The sequence below is a fragment of the Chryseobacterium cheonjiense genome, assembly GCF_012927265.1.
Classification (GTDB): Bacteria; Bacteroidota; Bacteroidia; order Flavobacteriales; family Weeksellaceae; genus Chryseobacterium; species Chryseobacterium cheonjiense.
The window spans coordinates 1178708-1195567 of the sequence record NZ_JABBGF010000001.1; the positions used below are offsets into that span (position 1 = coordinate 1178708).

At 37.1% G+C, this 16860-nt stretch carries 12 protein-coding genes; 9 read left to right on the plus strand and 3 right to left on the minus strand.

Annotated elements, in window-relative coordinates; genetic code table 11:
• Window positions 1-50: 50 nt before the first annotated feature.
• From HHL20_RS05475 to HHL20_RS05485, 3 genes are read right to left on the minus strand one after another with little or no spacing between them, the layout of a single operon-like run.
• Window positions 51-3722 (minus strand): DUF6443 domain-containing protein, encoded by a 3672-nt coding sequence (locus HHL20_RS05475; protein WP_169230161.1) that lies wholly within the window; start codon window positions 3720-3722, stop codon window positions 51-53.
• 2 nt (window positions 3723-3724) lie between these two features.
• Entirely contained in the window at window positions 3725-6646 is a 2922-nt protein-coding gene (locus HHL20_RS05480; protein WP_169230162.1) for a hypothetical protein, read from the minus strand.
• On the minus strand, window positions 6624-8201 hold the full coding sequence (locus tag HHL20_RS05485) for a T9SS type A sorting domain-containing protein (RefSeq protein WP_169230163.1): 1578 nt from the start codon (window positions 8199-8201) through the stop codon (window positions 6624-6626). The genes HHL20_RS05480 and HHL20_RS05485 overlap by 23 nt, the downstream gene beginning before the upstream one ends.
• Window positions 8202-8901: 700 nt before the next feature.
• On the opposite strand from HHL20_RS05485, the gene HHL20_RS05490 reads away from it, so the two are divergent.
• The 9 genes from HHL20_RS05490 (at window position 8902) to HHL20_RS05530 (ending at window position 16855) form a co-directional block, all read left to right on the plus strand.
• Window positions 8902-9321 (plus strand): hypothetical protein, encoded by a 420-nt coding sequence (locus HHL20_RS05490; RefSeq protein WP_169230164.1) that lies wholly within the window; start codon window positions 8902-8904, stop codon window positions 9319-9321.
• Between the two features lie 8 nt (window positions 9322-9329).
• Window positions 9330-9695, plus strand: coding sequence for a plasmid mobilization relaxosome protein MobC (locus HHL20_RS05495; protein WP_169230165.1), 366 nt, complete (start codon window positions 9330-9332; stop codon window positions 9693-9695).
• A gap of 11 nt (window positions 9696-9706) precedes the next feature.
• On the plus strand, window positions 9707-11146 hold the full coding sequence (locus tag HHL20_RS05500; protein ID WP_317165983.1) for a relaxase/mobilization nuclease domain-containing protein: 1440 nt from the start codon (window positions 9707-9709) through the stop codon (window positions 11144-11146).
• Between the two features lie 13 nt (window positions 11147-11159).
• A complete protein-coding gene (locus HHL20_RS05505; protein WP_169230167.1) occupies window positions 11160-11810 on the plus strand; it encodes a ParA family protein in 651 nt (216 codons plus the stop codon).
• Between the two features lie 20 nt (window positions 11811-11830).
• Window positions 11831-12415: a hypothetical protein gene (locus tag HHL20_RS05510; RefSeq protein ID WP_169230168.1), complete on the plus strand. Its 585-nt coding sequence runs from the start codon at window positions 11831-11833 to the stop codon at window positions 12413-12415.
• Between the two features lie 115 nt (window positions 12416-12530).
• Entirely contained in the window at window positions 12531-12851 is a 321-nt protein-coding gene (locus HHL20_RS05515; RefSeq protein WP_169230169.1) for a DUF4134 domain-containing protein, read from the plus strand.
• A 3-nt stretch (window positions 12852-12854) separates the two neighbouring features.
• Complete coding sequence (locus tag HHL20_RS05520) at window positions 12855-13169, plus strand: DUF4133 domain-containing protein (RefSeq protein WP_169230170.1); 315 nt, start codon at window positions 12855-12857, stop codon at window positions 13167-13169.
• Entirely contained in the window at window positions 13141-16215 is a 3075-nt protein-coding gene (locus HHL20_RS05525) for a TraG family conjugative transposon ATPase (RefSeq protein WP_169230171.1), read from the plus strand. Before HHL20_RS05520 ends, HHL20_RS05525 begins: the two co-directional genes overlap by 29 nt.
• Complete coding sequence (locus tag HHL20_RS05530) at window positions 16202-16855, plus strand: hypothetical protein (RefSeq protein WP_169230172.1); 654 nt, start codon at window positions 16202-16204, stop codon at window positions 16853-16855. Before HHL20_RS05525 ends, HHL20_RS05530 begins: the two co-directional genes overlap by 14 nt.
• The last annotated feature ends 5 nt before the right edge of the window (window positions 16856-16860 follow it).

A 16860-nucleotide genomic window follows, 5' to 3' on the forward strand; every position in this document is an offset into this window, starting at 1 on the left:
TGAAGTAAATAAAAATGTGAAAAAAAAGTAATCTTATAAATTTGATCATTTTAAAATAATGGTTTTCCGTCATTAAAATAAGTTTCAGCAACTGCCATTCCTCCAAAGTATACTAATGATATTCCTGCTCCCCAAGGCCCCATAAAACCAACAACTCCGGCAATGCCGTCTGCAATTGCTCTTGCATCAGATATGTTTCCTTGTTGCCACTGATAAGCAGTATTTAGTAATCCAACAGTTCCGACAGCCTTTCCTAAAATATTAAGACCTTTTGAACTCACTCCTAGTACTTTTGCGGATGCAGGAAGTCTAGTGCTGATTGTTTCTGCAAAAATACGACTTTTTGTAATACTTGAAGAAGCGTTCCAATTTTTTAACCCCCAACTTGCTAACCGTGAGAAACCCTCAATAGTTCCAGCTATTCCCGTAAATTCTCTAGGATTGGTCTGAATCCAATTCAGACCATTATTAATAGTAGACTGAGTATTATTTAAAAAGTTCTGAGCGTAAATTCTAATTTCGTTCATAACACCAAAATCAGCATCAGTATATATTTCATCACCAATTCTGTAGGAATTTTGAGTTATGTCACTGGACCAAAAACGAATAGCTGTATAGCTTCCAAAGCTTGAGGTACCCCCGCCAAAGTCGCCTCCGAAGCCACCGCCAAAGCCGCCTCCGAAGCCACCGCCACCGCCACCGAAGCCGCCACCGAAGCCGCCGCCTCCACCGCCACCGCCTCCAGAATTACTTGCAGCAGCATAGATAGAGCTAATTATACTTTGTACCATTGAACTATCCATATAGCTAAATGATTTCACTCTAGGACTTCCATCGGGGTTAAATGTCCAGGAAGTGTATCCTTGTCCCGAATTATTCCATATGTAATCGATTTGAGCCTGAGTTAATCTTCCATCTGGATCAAACATATTCGATGGGTTATTTAGTACGTAGGCGTATGGACTTGTGGAATGATAAGCTTCTGAAAATTGATCCATGTTTCCCCAACGACCTAAATCTGGCATATAGTGTCTCCAGCCATAATCAAGATTTCCATTACTTAGTAATTCTTTACCGTTATAAAGATGTTTGTACTTATTGTTAGTGAGATCACCGGTGTTATAACCAGAATGTTTTAGACCAAAAGTATAATAATTATTTTCTTCCAGAATATTTGCTACACCATTCTGATTTCTTGTATAAGAAATCCTTATGTTGCCTAAATGATCCTTATACTGATAAACATATCTATTATTAACAAAATCAAAATAACCCTCCTCATTAATTAGAACAAAAGAAGTTTGTACACCATTGGAAACAGTATATTGAAAGTTTCCTAAGTAATCAGTAATTTCATTGTTATCAATCTTTCTTGCTTTTGCTCCGGTTGATGTATAAATGAATTTGACTTCAGAATTGGATGTATTTTTAATTGATACTGGTAAATTTAAAAAATTATACGATATACTTATAATTCCTTTATCTAAATGACTAACCATATTGCCATTAGCATCATAATTTATGGTTTGACCTTGTCCAATTCCCAATGGATATCCACTTAGAGCATTTCCACTTCCTGACTCTTTAATGTATGATAATTTATTTCCATCGTAACTGTATGTTAGATCATCCATCACTTCAGCAACAGAGTTTACCATAGATCCTGTACGATGTAATGAAGAAATATTACCATTAAGATCATAATCAATTATCTCACTATATTCCTTAGAATAAGGATTTGTATCAATTTGAAAGAGCCCCGCTCTAACACGGTCAGCACCATCGTAAACATAACCATACCTTCTTAAAGGTTCATTTGAGCCCGCCGCTGTTTTCCAATCTGTTTCACTAATTCCTCCATTATATTTTGGCTTTACCTTTAGGTTGGAATCATAGTTATTTGGTGATTCTACACCTTCTACAGAATTATATTTTATCTTATATGCAAAAAGAGTATTCCCTAAATTCGTTATTTTATCTGAATTTATACCTGTTAACCAACCTCTTATATTATATTGATAGTTTATATTCTGCAAATTGTTACCAACCTTTTTATTTATAATTTGCCCTAAATCATTATAGCTATAATCCGTTAACAGCTCCTCTGGATTAGAATTAATTTTTTGATAATGTTGAGCAATGAAGCCATGATCATTGTAAACATATCTATCTTTTACATTAAATTCTATATTCGAGGTATTTTTTGAATGATTAGTATTTGTCTCTATAGTTTTACCTGAAAAATCTAAAAGAGATTCTATGTTAGTGAATCCGCCTAAATGATTTTTATTATTGGAACCTATTACTCGTCCTAAATTATCATACCATATAAACGTAGATGACCAACTATCATTTTCTACATTTTTCACATAGCTTGCAGTAGGAAGGCTTTTTGTACTCCTTACTGATGAAATACCATTTGAAGTATAATTTGTGGGAGATGATGGTAAAGTTGTTTGGTTTTTAATTTGAGGCGGTTGCACAGGGGCGTTCGCAGGATATGTGTCAAAATAATTAACATTCAAGATGGTCATGCTACCGGTAGGGAATGCTGTCTTTGAATAATATACATCTATTCCATTTTGTGAAAAAGGAGTTGTGCTATAACTTTCGTTATTTAAAATATTTACAGACATGTTATTAACATCTGTCTGCATTTGTATTCGTGTAGATGTATTTGAGAAAAAACCGCTATATACTGTTCTACCAAATTTATCATATTTAGTAAATATCCAACCTTTATTCTGAAAGTTATTATTTGTAGTTCTAAGATTAGCATCTTGTACTAATATAGGTCTGTCTTGTTTATCATATACAATATAAATCCATCCGGCCCCAGGAAGCTTTTTCTCTACCAATCTATTATATTTGTCGTACTTATACTGATAGCATAAATTATCTAAAATAGCAGGAACTAAAGAAGTAACAGCAGCTTTTGGAGGAATTATAAACGATAGATTGCCATACGTGTCATATACATAATAAGTATCTAAATTTTCTGTAATTCCATTTGTTTTTTTATTAATCTGCCTGACTAAAATTTTTTGTTTTGAAGAATTTGTGTAGGTTTCAATTTGATTCCCATCTTCATCGATTGATATATATCTAAATAAAGTGTTTATATTATAAAAGCCATTTGTGGTATAACTATCATCAGGTGCAATGTCAAGAGATATGTCATTCAATTGTGTAGCAGGATTCCAGGTTGTACTAGCCCGGTATCTCTTTACTGCATTTTCCGCATTTGTTCTATACTCATTTTTTTTAGTGTGGTTTCCATCTATCTGCCAATCTGTTCCGGGAGAAGCAGATTTTTCAATTCTCTGCAATGGAGACTTTTCTAACAATATTTCACTATAAGCATTTGGAACTCCATAATAGGAATTAATCTCACCTGAAGAAATATTTATTTGATATGCCCCGTTTTGAGTATCTAAAGGCAGGGGAAGATAACTTTTCGTTTGCCTTCCGTTATTATCATATTCTGAGTGAATGATAAGGTCTTTTCCATTAGGAGATCCTTTTATAGCAACGCTCTGCTTGGTTCTTCCCAAACCATCAAAGTAATTAACGCTTTGAATTTGCTTCGCATTAGACTGGGAAACGGTAACAGGCTCCAAGTATATTCTTGAGTATGTATAATTTTCATTATTGCTTAAATTTTGTGCAGTAATTATAACTGTTATAAAAAAGTTTATAAATAATAATATTTTTCTCATCATTTCTAAAGTTGTGGTTTTAAATTATGTTTATATTCTTTCACAATATTCCCATTGACATCAACTGTCATTTTCAATTTTCCATTATTGTCGTATTTATAAATTTCTCTTACACCATTTGGAGGGGTAACAGTTGTAACTCCAACCAGAGGATCATAAGTAAAAGTAGTTATCATGAAATCTTTAAGCAGAGAATTATTACGGTACTCATCGAGCTCTTGCAGTAAAAGGTTTTCAGAAGTTTCATCAACGTCCTGATTAGATCGAGTTACAATTCCTTGTGATCCCTGTGGTATAAGTACAAACTTCAGATCACTAACAGTAGCTCCTTCAATTTTGGCAATGGGAAGAGTCTGATTATATCCATATATCAATGTAGTAGGAACACCAATGCCAGTGTTTTCATCGATATTGGTTGTGAACTGCAATAAGTTTCCTTTGTCATCATATTTATCATATCTAATTGATGTTTTCAGACTTCCATCATTAGGATTTGTTGTAACTACTGATGTAGGGAAAAGGCTGTTATTTGCAAATTTTGTATTATTACTTGATATTACAGTTCCATTTTTCTTTTCAATAATTTGCACCGGAATTCCAATAATATTTTTGTCAATAAGATGTTGAAATTCATTGACTTGTCCAATCATAATGAGAGGATTAGGGTAAGTGAAATTTTTTTCTAAAACTGTACCATCAGGAAGAGTTTGTTTTGTACTGGAAATACTATTGAATCTAAAACGATTTTCGAAATTCGACTCTGTTATTTTAGATATTGTTGGCTGATTGTTTAAAAAATCGACCTCTTCTATTTTTAATTTTTTTATTGCTCCTGTTCTAGTATAACCGTAACCTGTTGGTATTGCTGTGATACCACTGGAATTTTGTAATTCGTAATCGTAAATAAATTCTTTAACCTTGTTATTACTATTATTAAAAAATGATTTTTTAGAAATTAGGCCACTCTGTGTAAGATTATAAAAATTCTTTACAGCATGCTGTACACCGTCTATGGTAGTATAAGTATCTGGATAGTCACTTGGTAATTTGAAATAATTATTGATATATCCCATGTTTTCACCTTCGCTTATTTTAACATTCTTATACAATACAAATTCAGAAGATGAATATGCATTTTCGTTTACAAATTTGTATCCGCTAGAACTATTGTTATCGTCAAATGAACTGTATGAATAAGAAATAATTTTATCAGGAGTAGTACTTGCGGGCGAATTATAATGTTTTTCATTCTTAATTCTTACACCGTAAGTATAATCGACATTTTTGTAAGGCGGAGGTGTATTTTTTAGTTCATAAACTGATACTGAGCCAGATTCCCACATTCCGGGAAATTGAAAATTATGCCTTCCAGGATTCACTAGTGAGGTCAATGTTACTGTATAACTATATTCGTCAGCTTGCACTGTTCCACAAGTCGAGAAACTGCTGGAATTGATGCCATCAAGATTAAAACCACTATTCAAATAACCTGGATTTTCCGGTAAGAATGGATTATCTGGATTTCTGAATGCATGGAAAACAAAATAAATTTTCTTTTGTTTAGTAGGATCTCCTTGTAAAGTCCATCGGGCTAGACCTGCCGTGTATGTGTTTGAATAATTAAAATCGCCAATATGCTCAATACTTTGTATTGTTGGATCTATATAGTTTTCTTGCAAACTTTGTATATAGGTCGGACTATTTTTATCAAAAAAATATTCATTGGGTTCGAATCCATATTCAATAATTCCTCCTGTTGGAAGATGTATTTTTTTAAGAATGCCTATAACACTACTTGCTGGATATTTTTGTGTCTCCGTAAAATCCATGCAAGATATACCGGTAAAATTGGGAAGACTAACATTATCATCTAAAGAGTCATTGTAATACTCAAGCGTTGTAACTTCAGGAGAATTTGGATTTTCATAGTTTATTTTTGATATTTTATCTAATACTCTTTTCTGGTTGTTGAAAGAAGAGTAATATTTGAAAGAATACTCAAAAGTATATTCAAATAAATTTTTACCATAGTAATTTTGTCCTTTTATTTTAGATATACTATAAGGATCATGCATTGTGTAAACTAATGTGTGATCATAATTATATTCAATATCTATTTTTCCTGAACCAATGCTATTGATTGTTTTCAGTTTGCAATTCTGGTATAATAAATTTGTAGTATCTAAGTAGTGATAGTTTTTGCGATATTCATAACTAAGAATTTCTTGTCCGGAAGCATCTTGAATACTGTTAAGATAAAATGCAGACCTATAAAGTTTATTTCCAGTTGTATAAAGAGATTGACTATAATCATTAAAAATATACTTATATCCCTTATCATCTGTTAGAGTAAAAGAATTAACAATCAGGGTTGCAGTATTACTTGTTCTGGTAAATTCCATTTTAACACTGTTTCTATCATAGTTGACTATAGAAAAAGTATTATTTGAAATATCACGGTAAATTTTAAATTTCCCTGAAACGCCATTTGGTAAATTATAGTAGTAAAGGTCATCAAAATCATTTAGATTATAATTTGAAGCAGAAGCATTATCAAATAACTCATCTAAACCACCAACTATTTGCCTGGAAATTGCCCCTCCAGAAAACAGTGACCATCCAAAGCCTACGTCACTTACAAAATCCTCATTGTTAACATTGTAGGGATTGTAAGATAATGTCAAATCCTCACGAATCTTCTCACCTTGTGATGAAATTCCACCTAGAGGAATTGATATATTGGGAACACCTGTAGCGGTAGACATCGGCATTTCCTGGTATGTGACATTATAGGAAGTGGATGGAATTGGTCTTGGAAGATCTCCAAAGTTTACTTGCTGACTTTGTGCAAAAATTCCAATCGACATAAGTAGAAAAGTAATTTCCTGTAGTTTTTTCATCATTTTATTTTTTAATAATTTTACCATTAGCGGTTTTTTCGGTATCCGTTTTTACAACAATAAGATATGCTCCTTGAATAAGATTCTGCGTATTGATCTTAGTTACCTTATTTTTGGTTTTTAAGCTCTGCAATTGTCTTCCGCCCATATCATATAGTACAATATCCGCTTCCTTAAAGTCGAACCCGATTTCCACATACGCATAGTCACTCACCGGATTCGGGTAAATTTTAATATCCTGCTTTTCAATCAGCTGGTCAATCTGTTTATCACCCAGCTTCACAATTTTCCAGTTTTCCTTTCCAAGCTCTTCTGCGCTGGTTCCCGCTAGAATTATAGATCCGTCTCTATTGAGTTTAATATCAGAAAGCCTTTCTTCTCTTTTCCTGGATTCGCCCTTTACATGCTTTCTCCACTGTTCATTACCATTCTGATCCAAATACAGCATCCAAAATGTTTCATCGTCACTTTCTATCCTTCCTTCAGCCTGAGTATATCCGCCCAGTAAAATGCCTTTTGACGATTTATCATCTGAAGCATGCAGCACGCTCATTCCCATCAGCACATCCCGGTTTTTGAAATTGTAGGATTTCTGCCAGATTTCTTCCCCTCTTTCGTTGAGTGAAATCAGCCACAGGTCCGTTCCTTCTTCAATGCTCACGGTTTTATTTCCCGATCTTTCCGATCTTGATTCACCTCCGATTAAATAACCTGTTGAGGTCAAAGCCAATGTTCTTAAATGGTCATCACCTTTCCCTCCGAAATTCTTTTCCCATTCTACTTTGCCTTCCTTATTCAGCTTGATAATCCAGTAATCGCCCTCACCGAAGTTTTCTGTCTTCTTAGATCCTCCGGCACTGCTTCTGGAATACACCCCAAGCAATGCACCGCCATCTTTCGTAGGAATCATCTTCTCTACTTCATCCAAACCTTTTCCGCCTAAAATCAATTGCGATAATTCCTTTCCGCTTTTGTCCAGTTTTACAATCAAAATATCTTTAGATCCGTAACCTTTTGCAGAATTCTGAATATTCCCCGCCACAAAGAATCCCATATCGGTCGTCTGGATCACCGCTCTGGCCTCTTCATCCGAAGCTCCTCCAATGGTTTTCTGCCACAGTTCATCCCCGAATTCGTTAATTCTTATCAGCCAGATATCCGAGCCGCCCTTGGAATCTTCTTTCTTGTCTAATCCTTTTCCGCTAAATGAAGTTCCTGAAAGAAGGAATCCGCCATCCTGCGTATTTACTGTAGAAGACAGAAAATCGTGGTTTTGTCCCGAGAAGTATTTTTCCCAAACCTGATCACCTTGTTGGTTTAATTTAATTAAATGGAAATCATAGCCATTATTCGGTTGCTGGCTGTTGGCTACTGACATATTGCTTTTGCCTCCGGCTTTGGACATTCCATTTCCTGTCTGGATAGAGCTGCCGGTTATCAAATATTGTTGGTCAATGGTCGTGGTAACCTGGGAAAGAAAATCCTGGGTGGAGGATTTGATGTCTTTCTGCCAGACTACTTCCTGGGCGGAAATGCTCAGAACGGAGCATAAGAGTAATGCACCTGAGTAGATTTTATTCATTCTTAATGTTTATTTCGAGTTGTTGATTATTAATTTTAAATCGCTGCAAAAATATTATTTTTATTTCTCTATTGAAAGATATATTATATAAATTTTATGTGAATTATATCATAACATTATATGTAACTTACTCTACAAAACTAAAAACTACATACGACAGAACGTGTCGTTTATTACATAAATTGATTAACATTCGTGTAATTAACTTAAAGCCTGCTTAAAAATGTTACAAGAATGTGCGGATTGGTCTTAAAAATAAGCAACTTTTCTTAGCCACTCTGCAATATTTTGAGCAGGGTATTGTCAAAGTGGCTCAAAAATTGGGCAGCATCTTAGATATTGTGTTTTACTTTTTTTATTTCAAAAGCATTAAGTACACTTTATTAGTAATGAACCTAATACATTGTCATTTCAGATCTCTGAAAAAAATCAACGGTATAATGGAGCAAGATGTGTCTTTGTATATACACCTTTTCAAGTTGTATATACAAAGACGATCTTGCCTTTTTGCAAAGGGTGAAAAGACTTCGGAACTCGTCTTTTTTATAAAATCAGATATAATATTCTAAATTATTCTTTTTTAGTCTCCAAAGATTACAAAGAAATCCAAATAATTCTTTTATAGCCCAAGTCCCTTTACTACTATTGTTTTCATCGATTTGATGTTCCAACTTTGCAACAGAAATATTAATCAAAAAAGATGAAAACACTTTTTTACTTTTTCTTCAGTCTTTTGACAATACAGGTTTCGGGACAGATCGGCATCAATACGGCAACCCCCAAAATCATGCTGGATGTAGTAGGCAAACCAGTCGTTCCCAATCATTATGACGGGATAATTCCGCCCCGTATAACCGGTGATCACTTATCGAAAAAGATTTACTCTGTTTCGAAAAAGGGGGCATTGTTTTTCGTGGCGGTTCCGTACATATTGGCCGGTCAGGTCATCAACATTACGGAACCCGGAATTTATTATTTTGACGAGAATCTATGGCAACCTGCAAAAGGATACCGATCATTTGATTTCGCTACCGGGATTATTCTCACACCGCCTGCGGTTAAAACCTTTGTCTTGAAAAGTGTCACAGGAGTTCCGAGCTGGAGTTCACAATCTATCTAAAGGCAGCCTTGAACACAGAAGAGAGTAAAAGTTCTGAAGTAATCTTTTTCAGAATCAAAAAAGCGAGAAAGGAGAACTGGAAAAAAATATGCAGGGAAAGGAATATCTCTCTAACCCGTCTGATCGTTGATTCCGTGGAGAACAGAATCATGGATGATGAAAGAAGAAAGGTCATTAGATTCATTGAAAAGCAGGACAACATTTTTTCGAAGATTGAGACCAATATCAATCAGGTCGCTAAGATGGTAAACGGTCAAAAGTATATTTCGGAAAGTCAACTGGAGGTATTTTCCAGGCAACTCAAGGAAATAGAAATACTGAAAGCCAGGCAGAACAGAATATTTGAAAATATCTACGCACTGCTTTCCAAATGATCGTCAAAGTGATGAAACCGGCGGGAACTAATTTTCCCGGAGTAGACTACAATGATAAAAAGATTGATAAAGGTAAAGGAGAACTGATGCTGATGAAGAATTTTCCATCATTTATTAATAAAGACAGAGGCAAGCAACAGGTCAGGGATTACCTGAAAGTGATCTCAAAAAGCAACAAGGTGAAAAAGCCACAATTCCACGCGGTGATCTCGACTAAATTTCAAGAGCATAGCAAGGAAGAGCTTACAAAGATCAGTGAAGATTTTATGGAAAAATTCGGGTACGGGCAACAGCCTTACATCGCCATTTTTCACGATGATACGGAGAACAATCACATTCATCTTGTTTCAACAAGAGTAAACAAACGGACCGGAAAAAAAATTGATGACAGCTACGAAAAGCTGAAGGCGCAAAAAGCATTAGCCGAAGTCCTGGAAAAGCGGTACGGCATCAATGAGGAAGAAAGATTAAATCAACTCTTAAATTATAAAATTGGCTCTTTTCAGCAGCTGAAAACTTTGCTCAACAGAAATGGTTACCAACTTACCGAAAACACAAATGACGGAAAATCCATGACCATTTCAAAAAACGGCATTGTCCAGCGAAGCATCTCAGCAAATCAGATTGTTTTTAGCAATCAGTACAGCGAGAAACGGATCAGGCAGATCAGAGCCATTTTTTCAAAATACAGGCAGCTCTATTCTAACAAAGTATTTAGAGTGGATGACTACAGAAAACAAGAGGCAATGCTGCCCGACGACAAGCAAAAAGATCATTGGAAACCGGTAATTGAATTTGAAAGCGAGCTGCAGAAAAAGCTAAGAGATTCTTTCGGAATTGACATCGTGTTTCATCACAAGGATGATCAAATGCCTTTCGGTTACACACTGATCGATCATAAGGCAGGGATTATTTGGAAAGGAAGTGATATTATGAAAATGGGTGACTTGTTTAGATTAACATCTGTCATAATGGATAAAAGGCTCTTTGAAAAGTTGAAAGATTATAATATCCCCAATTCGGAAACCAAAACGGTCTTACTGAAATTTTTAAAAGCAAAATATCCGGAGAAAGAACTGAAGGACTTTATGCTGTTTGAAAATAAAAAACTGAAAAGCAAAACGACATTCGATACGGTCAGAAGTGATGTCAAAGAATATCTCAAAAACCAAAGTAAAGAGGATGTTATTTTGATAAAAGCAGAGGATGAGAAATATTACGCTATCCATACACGACTTCACTTCATCAGTGAGCTGCGAACCCTGGTCGGCGAAAAACAATATCAACAGTTTCTGAATCCTCAATTGATGATTAATAAACAGACTGAAAACAATTCCGGAAACGTGCTGAACCAGGTCGTTAACGAGATGATTTTTGAATGGACAAAAAGTTCAGGAAGCACAAAAGACCCGGCCGAGAACGAATTGAAAAAGCGAAGAAAAAAAAGATAAAACGAACAACAAAATGATTATCACATTCGGAACTCAAAAAGGAGGAACAGGCAAAACCACATTAGCCATTGCTTTTGCCAATTACATTTCAGGAATATCCGAAAGAAAGGTTAATGTGTTCGATTTTGATTTTCAGAAATCTTTCTACTACAAATGGAAGGAAGATGAACAGTCGGAATTGCCGAAACTGTATGATGTGGAGATTATCGATGATGAAAACAAGCAGCCCTTCTCAGATTTTGAACACCTGATCGAAATGAAGGAAAGTGAGGACATCAACATTTTTGATCTTGCGGGAACGCTGGATGCCCGGTACAGTGATCTGCTGATCTACAGTGATTTTATCCTGATCCCTTTTGAATATTCCAATGTCTCCGCAAAATCAACCCTGGTCTTTATCAACTTCCTGGGACTATTGGAAAGCCAGGCAGAGCGAATATTCATCCGTTCCAAATATGACAAAGGTTATAAGTATCAGAACCAGGAAGGTATGGATGCGGAAATCAGCAAGTATGGCGTGATCCTGAAAAGCCCAGTATTCAAAAGAAACTGCCTTCAGACTATTGATACTCGAAAGCTATCCTATGAACAGAAATATGCGGTCAAAAATGCATTTGCAGAACTGGTCGATTACATCAACTACGCGCTTGAAATTAATATATAACGATTCTAAAAACACCTATAATGATCAAAATATTTCTTACTATCCTGGCTGTTTATCTGCTCTATTACGCAGGCAATATTGTTTATGACCTTTTCCTGAAAAAGGATTCTTCCCAACAGAAAGAAGAGAGTGAAGAATATGCCCTGACAACATTAATCGGAAACAACACTCCAATACAAGAAGTCACCATCGATGATGTTGAACATCTTAAAACCCCAAGTTCTTTCAGCACCAAGGAACCATTTTCTTCAGTACATGAAGAGTCGGGTGAACCCTACGATCTGGAAGACTGGCGAAGGAAATTTGAATCCGAACAGGACATCGATGCTTTTGCAACCGATCCACAGATTGACGAACAATCAAAGGAGCAGATAGAAGTCCCGGAAGATGATTGGGCAGCGCAGGAGAGTATTCAGAATGATGAAAAAGGAACCTTTTCAGATCCAAAATCTGACGTTGAAGATCACATTAATACAACGCAGGAAAATGAAAGTTCCTCTTTGAAACTGAAACAGCAATTTCACCAATTCCTCAGCCTTGCCGAAACACACGTCCAGGTTCTTGCTGACAGTGACGGCTTTAAGGTCTATCACTCTTTGCTATAGTGATTTAAACAAACTTCAAACCCTTTTCATGATCCGCTCCATTGAGCCGGATAGCACACCCTCTATGACTTTTCTTGATTAAAAAATACAATTCAACTATAAAATCTTATCTATTATGAAACACAAATGCAAACATTACTCAACGCCGAAAAAATTGTTCACCGTCGCAATGCTTCTTATGGCTGTCACTCCAATGCTGGCACAAGGCGGCGCCACAGCTATCTCCAATGCCGCCGATGATATCAAAGATTATTGGGATCCGATCAAGCTGATCTTAAAAGCCGTTGGCGGATTGGTTGGTTTTATCGGTGGTCTGCGGGTCTATAACAAGTGGACCAACGGCGACCAGGATGTTAATAAAGAGATCCTGGGTTATGGCGGTGCGATGATCTTCCTTATTGTTGTCCCTGAATTTGTAACCTCCTTTTTTGCCTAAGCAATGGGATTCTATCTCTATAAGGGGCTGAAAAAGCCTCTTGTATTTTTCGGGCTTAAGGGAAAGTATATCATTTATGCGGTGGTCGTTATCGGCGCAGGAGTCATTGCCGCATTGGTCTTATCAAAATTCGGTTTGCTCGGATCACTTTTGGGAGTGTCAGCTACAGCCGGCGGAGTTTACCTGATGTTCAGAAGACAAGACAAATACGGACTCTATGACAAGACCAGAAACTCCGACCAGGTCTTCGTTTTTCCAAAAAGAATGCATCACAAAAAATTACTAAAGAATGGCAACAACAAAGAAACACACCTTTGACATTCCCTTTATCGGTTACGATTACGGAAAAGATTTCAACCGGGATTTTGATGTGCTGTTTGGGCAGTACGGCAATCCCATCATCGGGATTAGGATAAAAAACATCGTGGAACAGTATTCTGCTGATCCCGATAATTACCTGAATTTCCACACGGTTCTTAACCAGATCGTGTCGATTATCGGAGAGGGAAGGATTGTTCAGAAACTGGACATCTTCACGAAAAAAAAATATACCGTTGAACCATCCGTCCAATTCCTACAGCAAAAGTATTCCGAACACTTTGAAGGGAGGCTTTTTAAGACTATTGAAACGATTTTGCTCTTCACAGATATTGTTGATGACACGCTGAAAAAGAAAATAAAGCACTATCATTTTTCAGATAAGCGCTACAAAGAGTTGCGTGACAAATGTCAGAAGGTATTTATGCTTTTGAAGCAGAGTGGCTGTGAACCTGAATTTTTATTTGAGAAAGATTTTGAATATTATATCTCAGGGATTTTGTCGATGCAGTTTTCCGATGTTCCGGTATTCGACAACATCAAAAGTACCAATGAATATTTGAGAATAGGCAACCGGTTTGTCAAAAATATCGCCTATGTCGATGTAGAAAATATTGACTTGCCTTCTGAAATAGAACCCTATTCGATACTTGGCGGAAATGGAGCAGCTTCCGAAACAGCCATTGATAATTTTACTTTCATCAATGAGCTGGAAGATTACGAGACCATTGTTTACAACCAGATCATTACCATTCCATTGCAGGCACAGCAGCAAAGAGAACTCGACAAAAAGAAGAAAAAGCACGAAGGCGCGGCCAACAATTCGCCTTCCAATGCCATCATCGCAGAAGAAATTCAAACGCTGCTTCACAACATAGCCATTGATGGGCAGCTGGTCGTCAATGCTCATTTTTCTCTGCTTTTTTCAGCAAGCACGCCGGAAGCAATGGAAGGGATACAGTCGCAGATTGAAAATAAGCTGTTCACCAAAGGGATCATCGTTTCCAAAAATGCCTATAACCAATTGGAATTGTTCCGGGCAGCACTTCCGGGCAATGCCACCGAACTCAGGGAATACGATCTTTTTATGACGACAAGCGAAGCGGCCTTGTGTTTTTTTTTTAAAGAAAGTTACCCCGTGAACGAAGAATCCAACTTTTACCTCCGCTTTACCGACAGGCAGGGCGTGCCTTTAAAAGTGGATCCGGCAGACCAGCCGATGAAAACCGGAAGAATCAATAACCGGAACAAGTTTGTGCTGGGCCCCAGCGGCTCCGGCAAGTCATTCCTGATGAATAATATCATCGAGCAATACCTGACCTACAATTATGATGTAGTTATTGTCGATACCGGAGATTCTTATTCAGGAATCTGCCAGTACAAAGGCGGGAGGTACATCCAATATACTGAAGAAAAACCGATCACAATGAATCCTTTTTTGATGGACAAAAAAGAGTTTAATATTGAGAAAATTGAATTTCTGACCAACCTGATCTTCCTGATCTGGCAGGGTCCCGATGCAACGGTGTCCTCTGCTCAGAAATCGATCCTTGATAATGTGCTGATGTCCTATTATCACCAGTATTTCAATTCGGGAACCGATTGGTATGAGCATAAAACGTCAGAAGAGCTCATTCTTTATTTGAACAAATACAACATTCACGAAGAGGATATTCACAGTGACCGGTCATCGACCGAAAGTTCTGAAAAAAGCTATTACGATATTCTGGGACTTCCGTTTGATGCTTCTTCAGATCAGATCAAAGAGACAGGAAGAAAATTGTTGAAATCTTACCATCCGGATAAAAACCTGAATAACCCGGATTATGACAGCAAGAAGTTCTATAAGGTCTTCGAAGCGTATGAAGCACTGAGCGATGACTACCGAAGAAAGATCTATAATGAAACACAGCTGATCATTGTAAAATCAAAAGATATTATTGAACGTCCGGACTCACCGTCAGAATGGGATCAAAGTTTTCGAAAGGCTCTTATTAAAAAGATCAAAGAACTCGAAGAAGAACTGGAAGCCAAAGAGCTTTCGTTCAACGGCTTCTATGATTACTGCGACAAATTCCTGCTGCTGTATCTCAATAACAAGAAGCACAGTATTACGGAAAGAGAATTCAACCTCCGGACATTTTTGTTTGTGCTGAGGGATTTTTACAAAGGCGGAAGATACGGAACGACTTTGAACGAATCTGCCGACAATACACTCTTCGATGAATCATTCATTGTCTTCGAGATCGATAATGTGAAGGATAATCCGAAACTGTTTCCGATTGTCACGCTGATCATTATGGACACCTTTATTCAGAAGATGAGGCTTAGAAAAGACCGTCGTAAAGCTCTGATCATAGAAGAAGCCTGGAAAGCGATTGCCAGTAAGCTTATGGGCGGATATATTCTGTACCTCTATAAAACCGTTCGGAAATTCTGGGGAGAGGCCGTCGTGGTAACACAGGAACTGGATGATATTATCGGGAATGCCGTGGTTAAGGATTCTATCATCAACAATTCCGACACCTTTATCCTGTTAGACCAGACCAAGTTCAAGGACAACTTTGAACGCATAGCATCGCTGTTATCGCTGAATAAAGTGGAGCAAAACAAGATCTTCACGATCAACAATCTCAATAACAAATCCGGAAGAAGCCGTTTCAAGGAATTTTATCTGAAGCGGGGTTCCAAAGGCGAGGTCTACGGCAATGAGGTTTCCCTTGAGCAATACCTGACCTATACCACCGAAAAGCCTGAGAAATCAGCAGTTGAATATTATGTACGGAAATATGGTAATTACGATGAAGCTCTGCTAAGGATCGTAACGGACTTAAAAGCTTTTGGCGAGAGTCTTGAAAACCTGGTGTCCCTTGTCAATTTATACCACAATCCATTAGATCAAAATATCGTTTCCTACTACCAAATGATGAAGAAAAACCATCCCGGGAAAAATATCTTCAAGATCATCGCTCAAGAATTGGAAGAACGAAATATCAGTTTCTCTGAACTAATGCATAAAAATGAATATCAGTATGAAAAAGCTTAGCCTGCTATTTTTAGGATTCTGTGGATGGCTATCCGCTCAGAATACCTACATTGACCCCACGGTAACCGCTGCGATGATTCTCTATTCGGAAAATCTGAAAGCCAAACAAAACGAGGTTATTGAAGAAACTTCCAGACTGAAGGATGCACAGACCTGGGTCGGAACACAGATGGTCGCCGCCAATGGTATTCAGAATAAAATACTGAAGGGATTAAAAGAAGTTTCCGGAACCTTACAAAATGGGATTCAGGTACAGGAAATTTATTCTGAGCTGAACAAATGCTATACCTATTCCTCGCAGGTCGTCCAGTTAGCCTCACAGCATCCGCAGTATGCCATTTTCGGCGTAAAGGCTTCACAGAAAACCTACGAGCAAAGCCTGAAGATCGTCACCGATGTTTCGGATATTCTAGCATCGGGAGAGCTGAATCTGGCGACGGCAGGTGACCGCTACAAGATCCTGCACAACATTTCAGGAAATGTAAAAAGCCTCAAACTGTGGTTGCTCGCCATCAAGCTGAGACTGGAAAAAGCAAACCGTCTGGGATTCTGGAATTCCATTAACCCCTTTGCCGGCTACATCAATACCGATAAGGCCATTGTGGATGACATTATGAACCGTTACAAAAGAAATTTTTAAAACGC

What these genes read in the sequence shown, in the direction of transcription:
- HHL20_RS05475 (WP_169230161.1), bottom strand. Translation starts at nt 3,722, where the DNA reads ATGATGAGAAAAATATTATTATTTATAAACTTTTTTATAACAGTTATA.
- HHL20_RS05480 (WP_169230162.1), bottom strand. Translation starts at nt 6,646, where the DNA reads ATGGTAAAATTATTAAAAAATAAAATGATGAAAAAACTACAGGAAATT.
- HHL20_RS05485 (WP_169230163.1), bottom strand. Translation starts at nt 8,201, where the DNA reads ATGAATAAAATCTACTCAGGTGCATTACTCTTATGCTCCGTTCTGAGC.
- HHL20_RS05490 (WP_169230164.1), top strand. Translation starts at nt 8,902, where the DNA reads ATGAAAACACTTTTTTACTTTTTCTTCAGTCTTTTGACAATACAGGTT.
- HHL20_RS05500 (WP_317165983.1), top strand. Translation starts at nt 9,707, where the DNA reads ATGAAACCGGCGGGAACTAATTTTCCCGGAGTAGACTACAATGATAAA.
- HHL20_RS05505 (WP_169230167.1), top strand. Translation starts at nt 11,160, where the DNA reads ATGATTATCACATTCGGAACTCAAAAAGGAGGAACAGGCAAAACCACA.
- HHL20_RS05510 (WP_169230168.1), top strand. Translation starts at nt 11,831, where the DNA reads ATGATCAAAATATTTCTTACTATCCTGGCTGTTTATCTGCTCTATTAC.
- HHL20_RS05515 (WP_169230169.1), top strand. Translation starts at nt 12,531, where the DNA reads ATGAAACACAAATGCAAACATTACTCAACGCCGAAAAAATTGTTCACC.
- HHL20_RS05520 (WP_169230170.1), top strand. Translation starts at nt 12,855, where the DNA reads ATGGGATTCTATCTCTATAAGGGGCTGAAAAAGCCTCTTGTATTTTTC.
- HHL20_RS05525 (WP_169230171.1), top strand. Translation starts at nt 13,141, where the DNA reads ATGGCAACAACAAAGAAACACACCTTTGACATTCCCTTTATCGGTTAC.
- HHL20_RS05530 (WP_169230172.1), top strand. Translation starts at nt 16,202, where the DNA reads ATGAAAAAGCTTAGCCTGCTATTTTTAGGATTCTGTGGATGGCTATCC.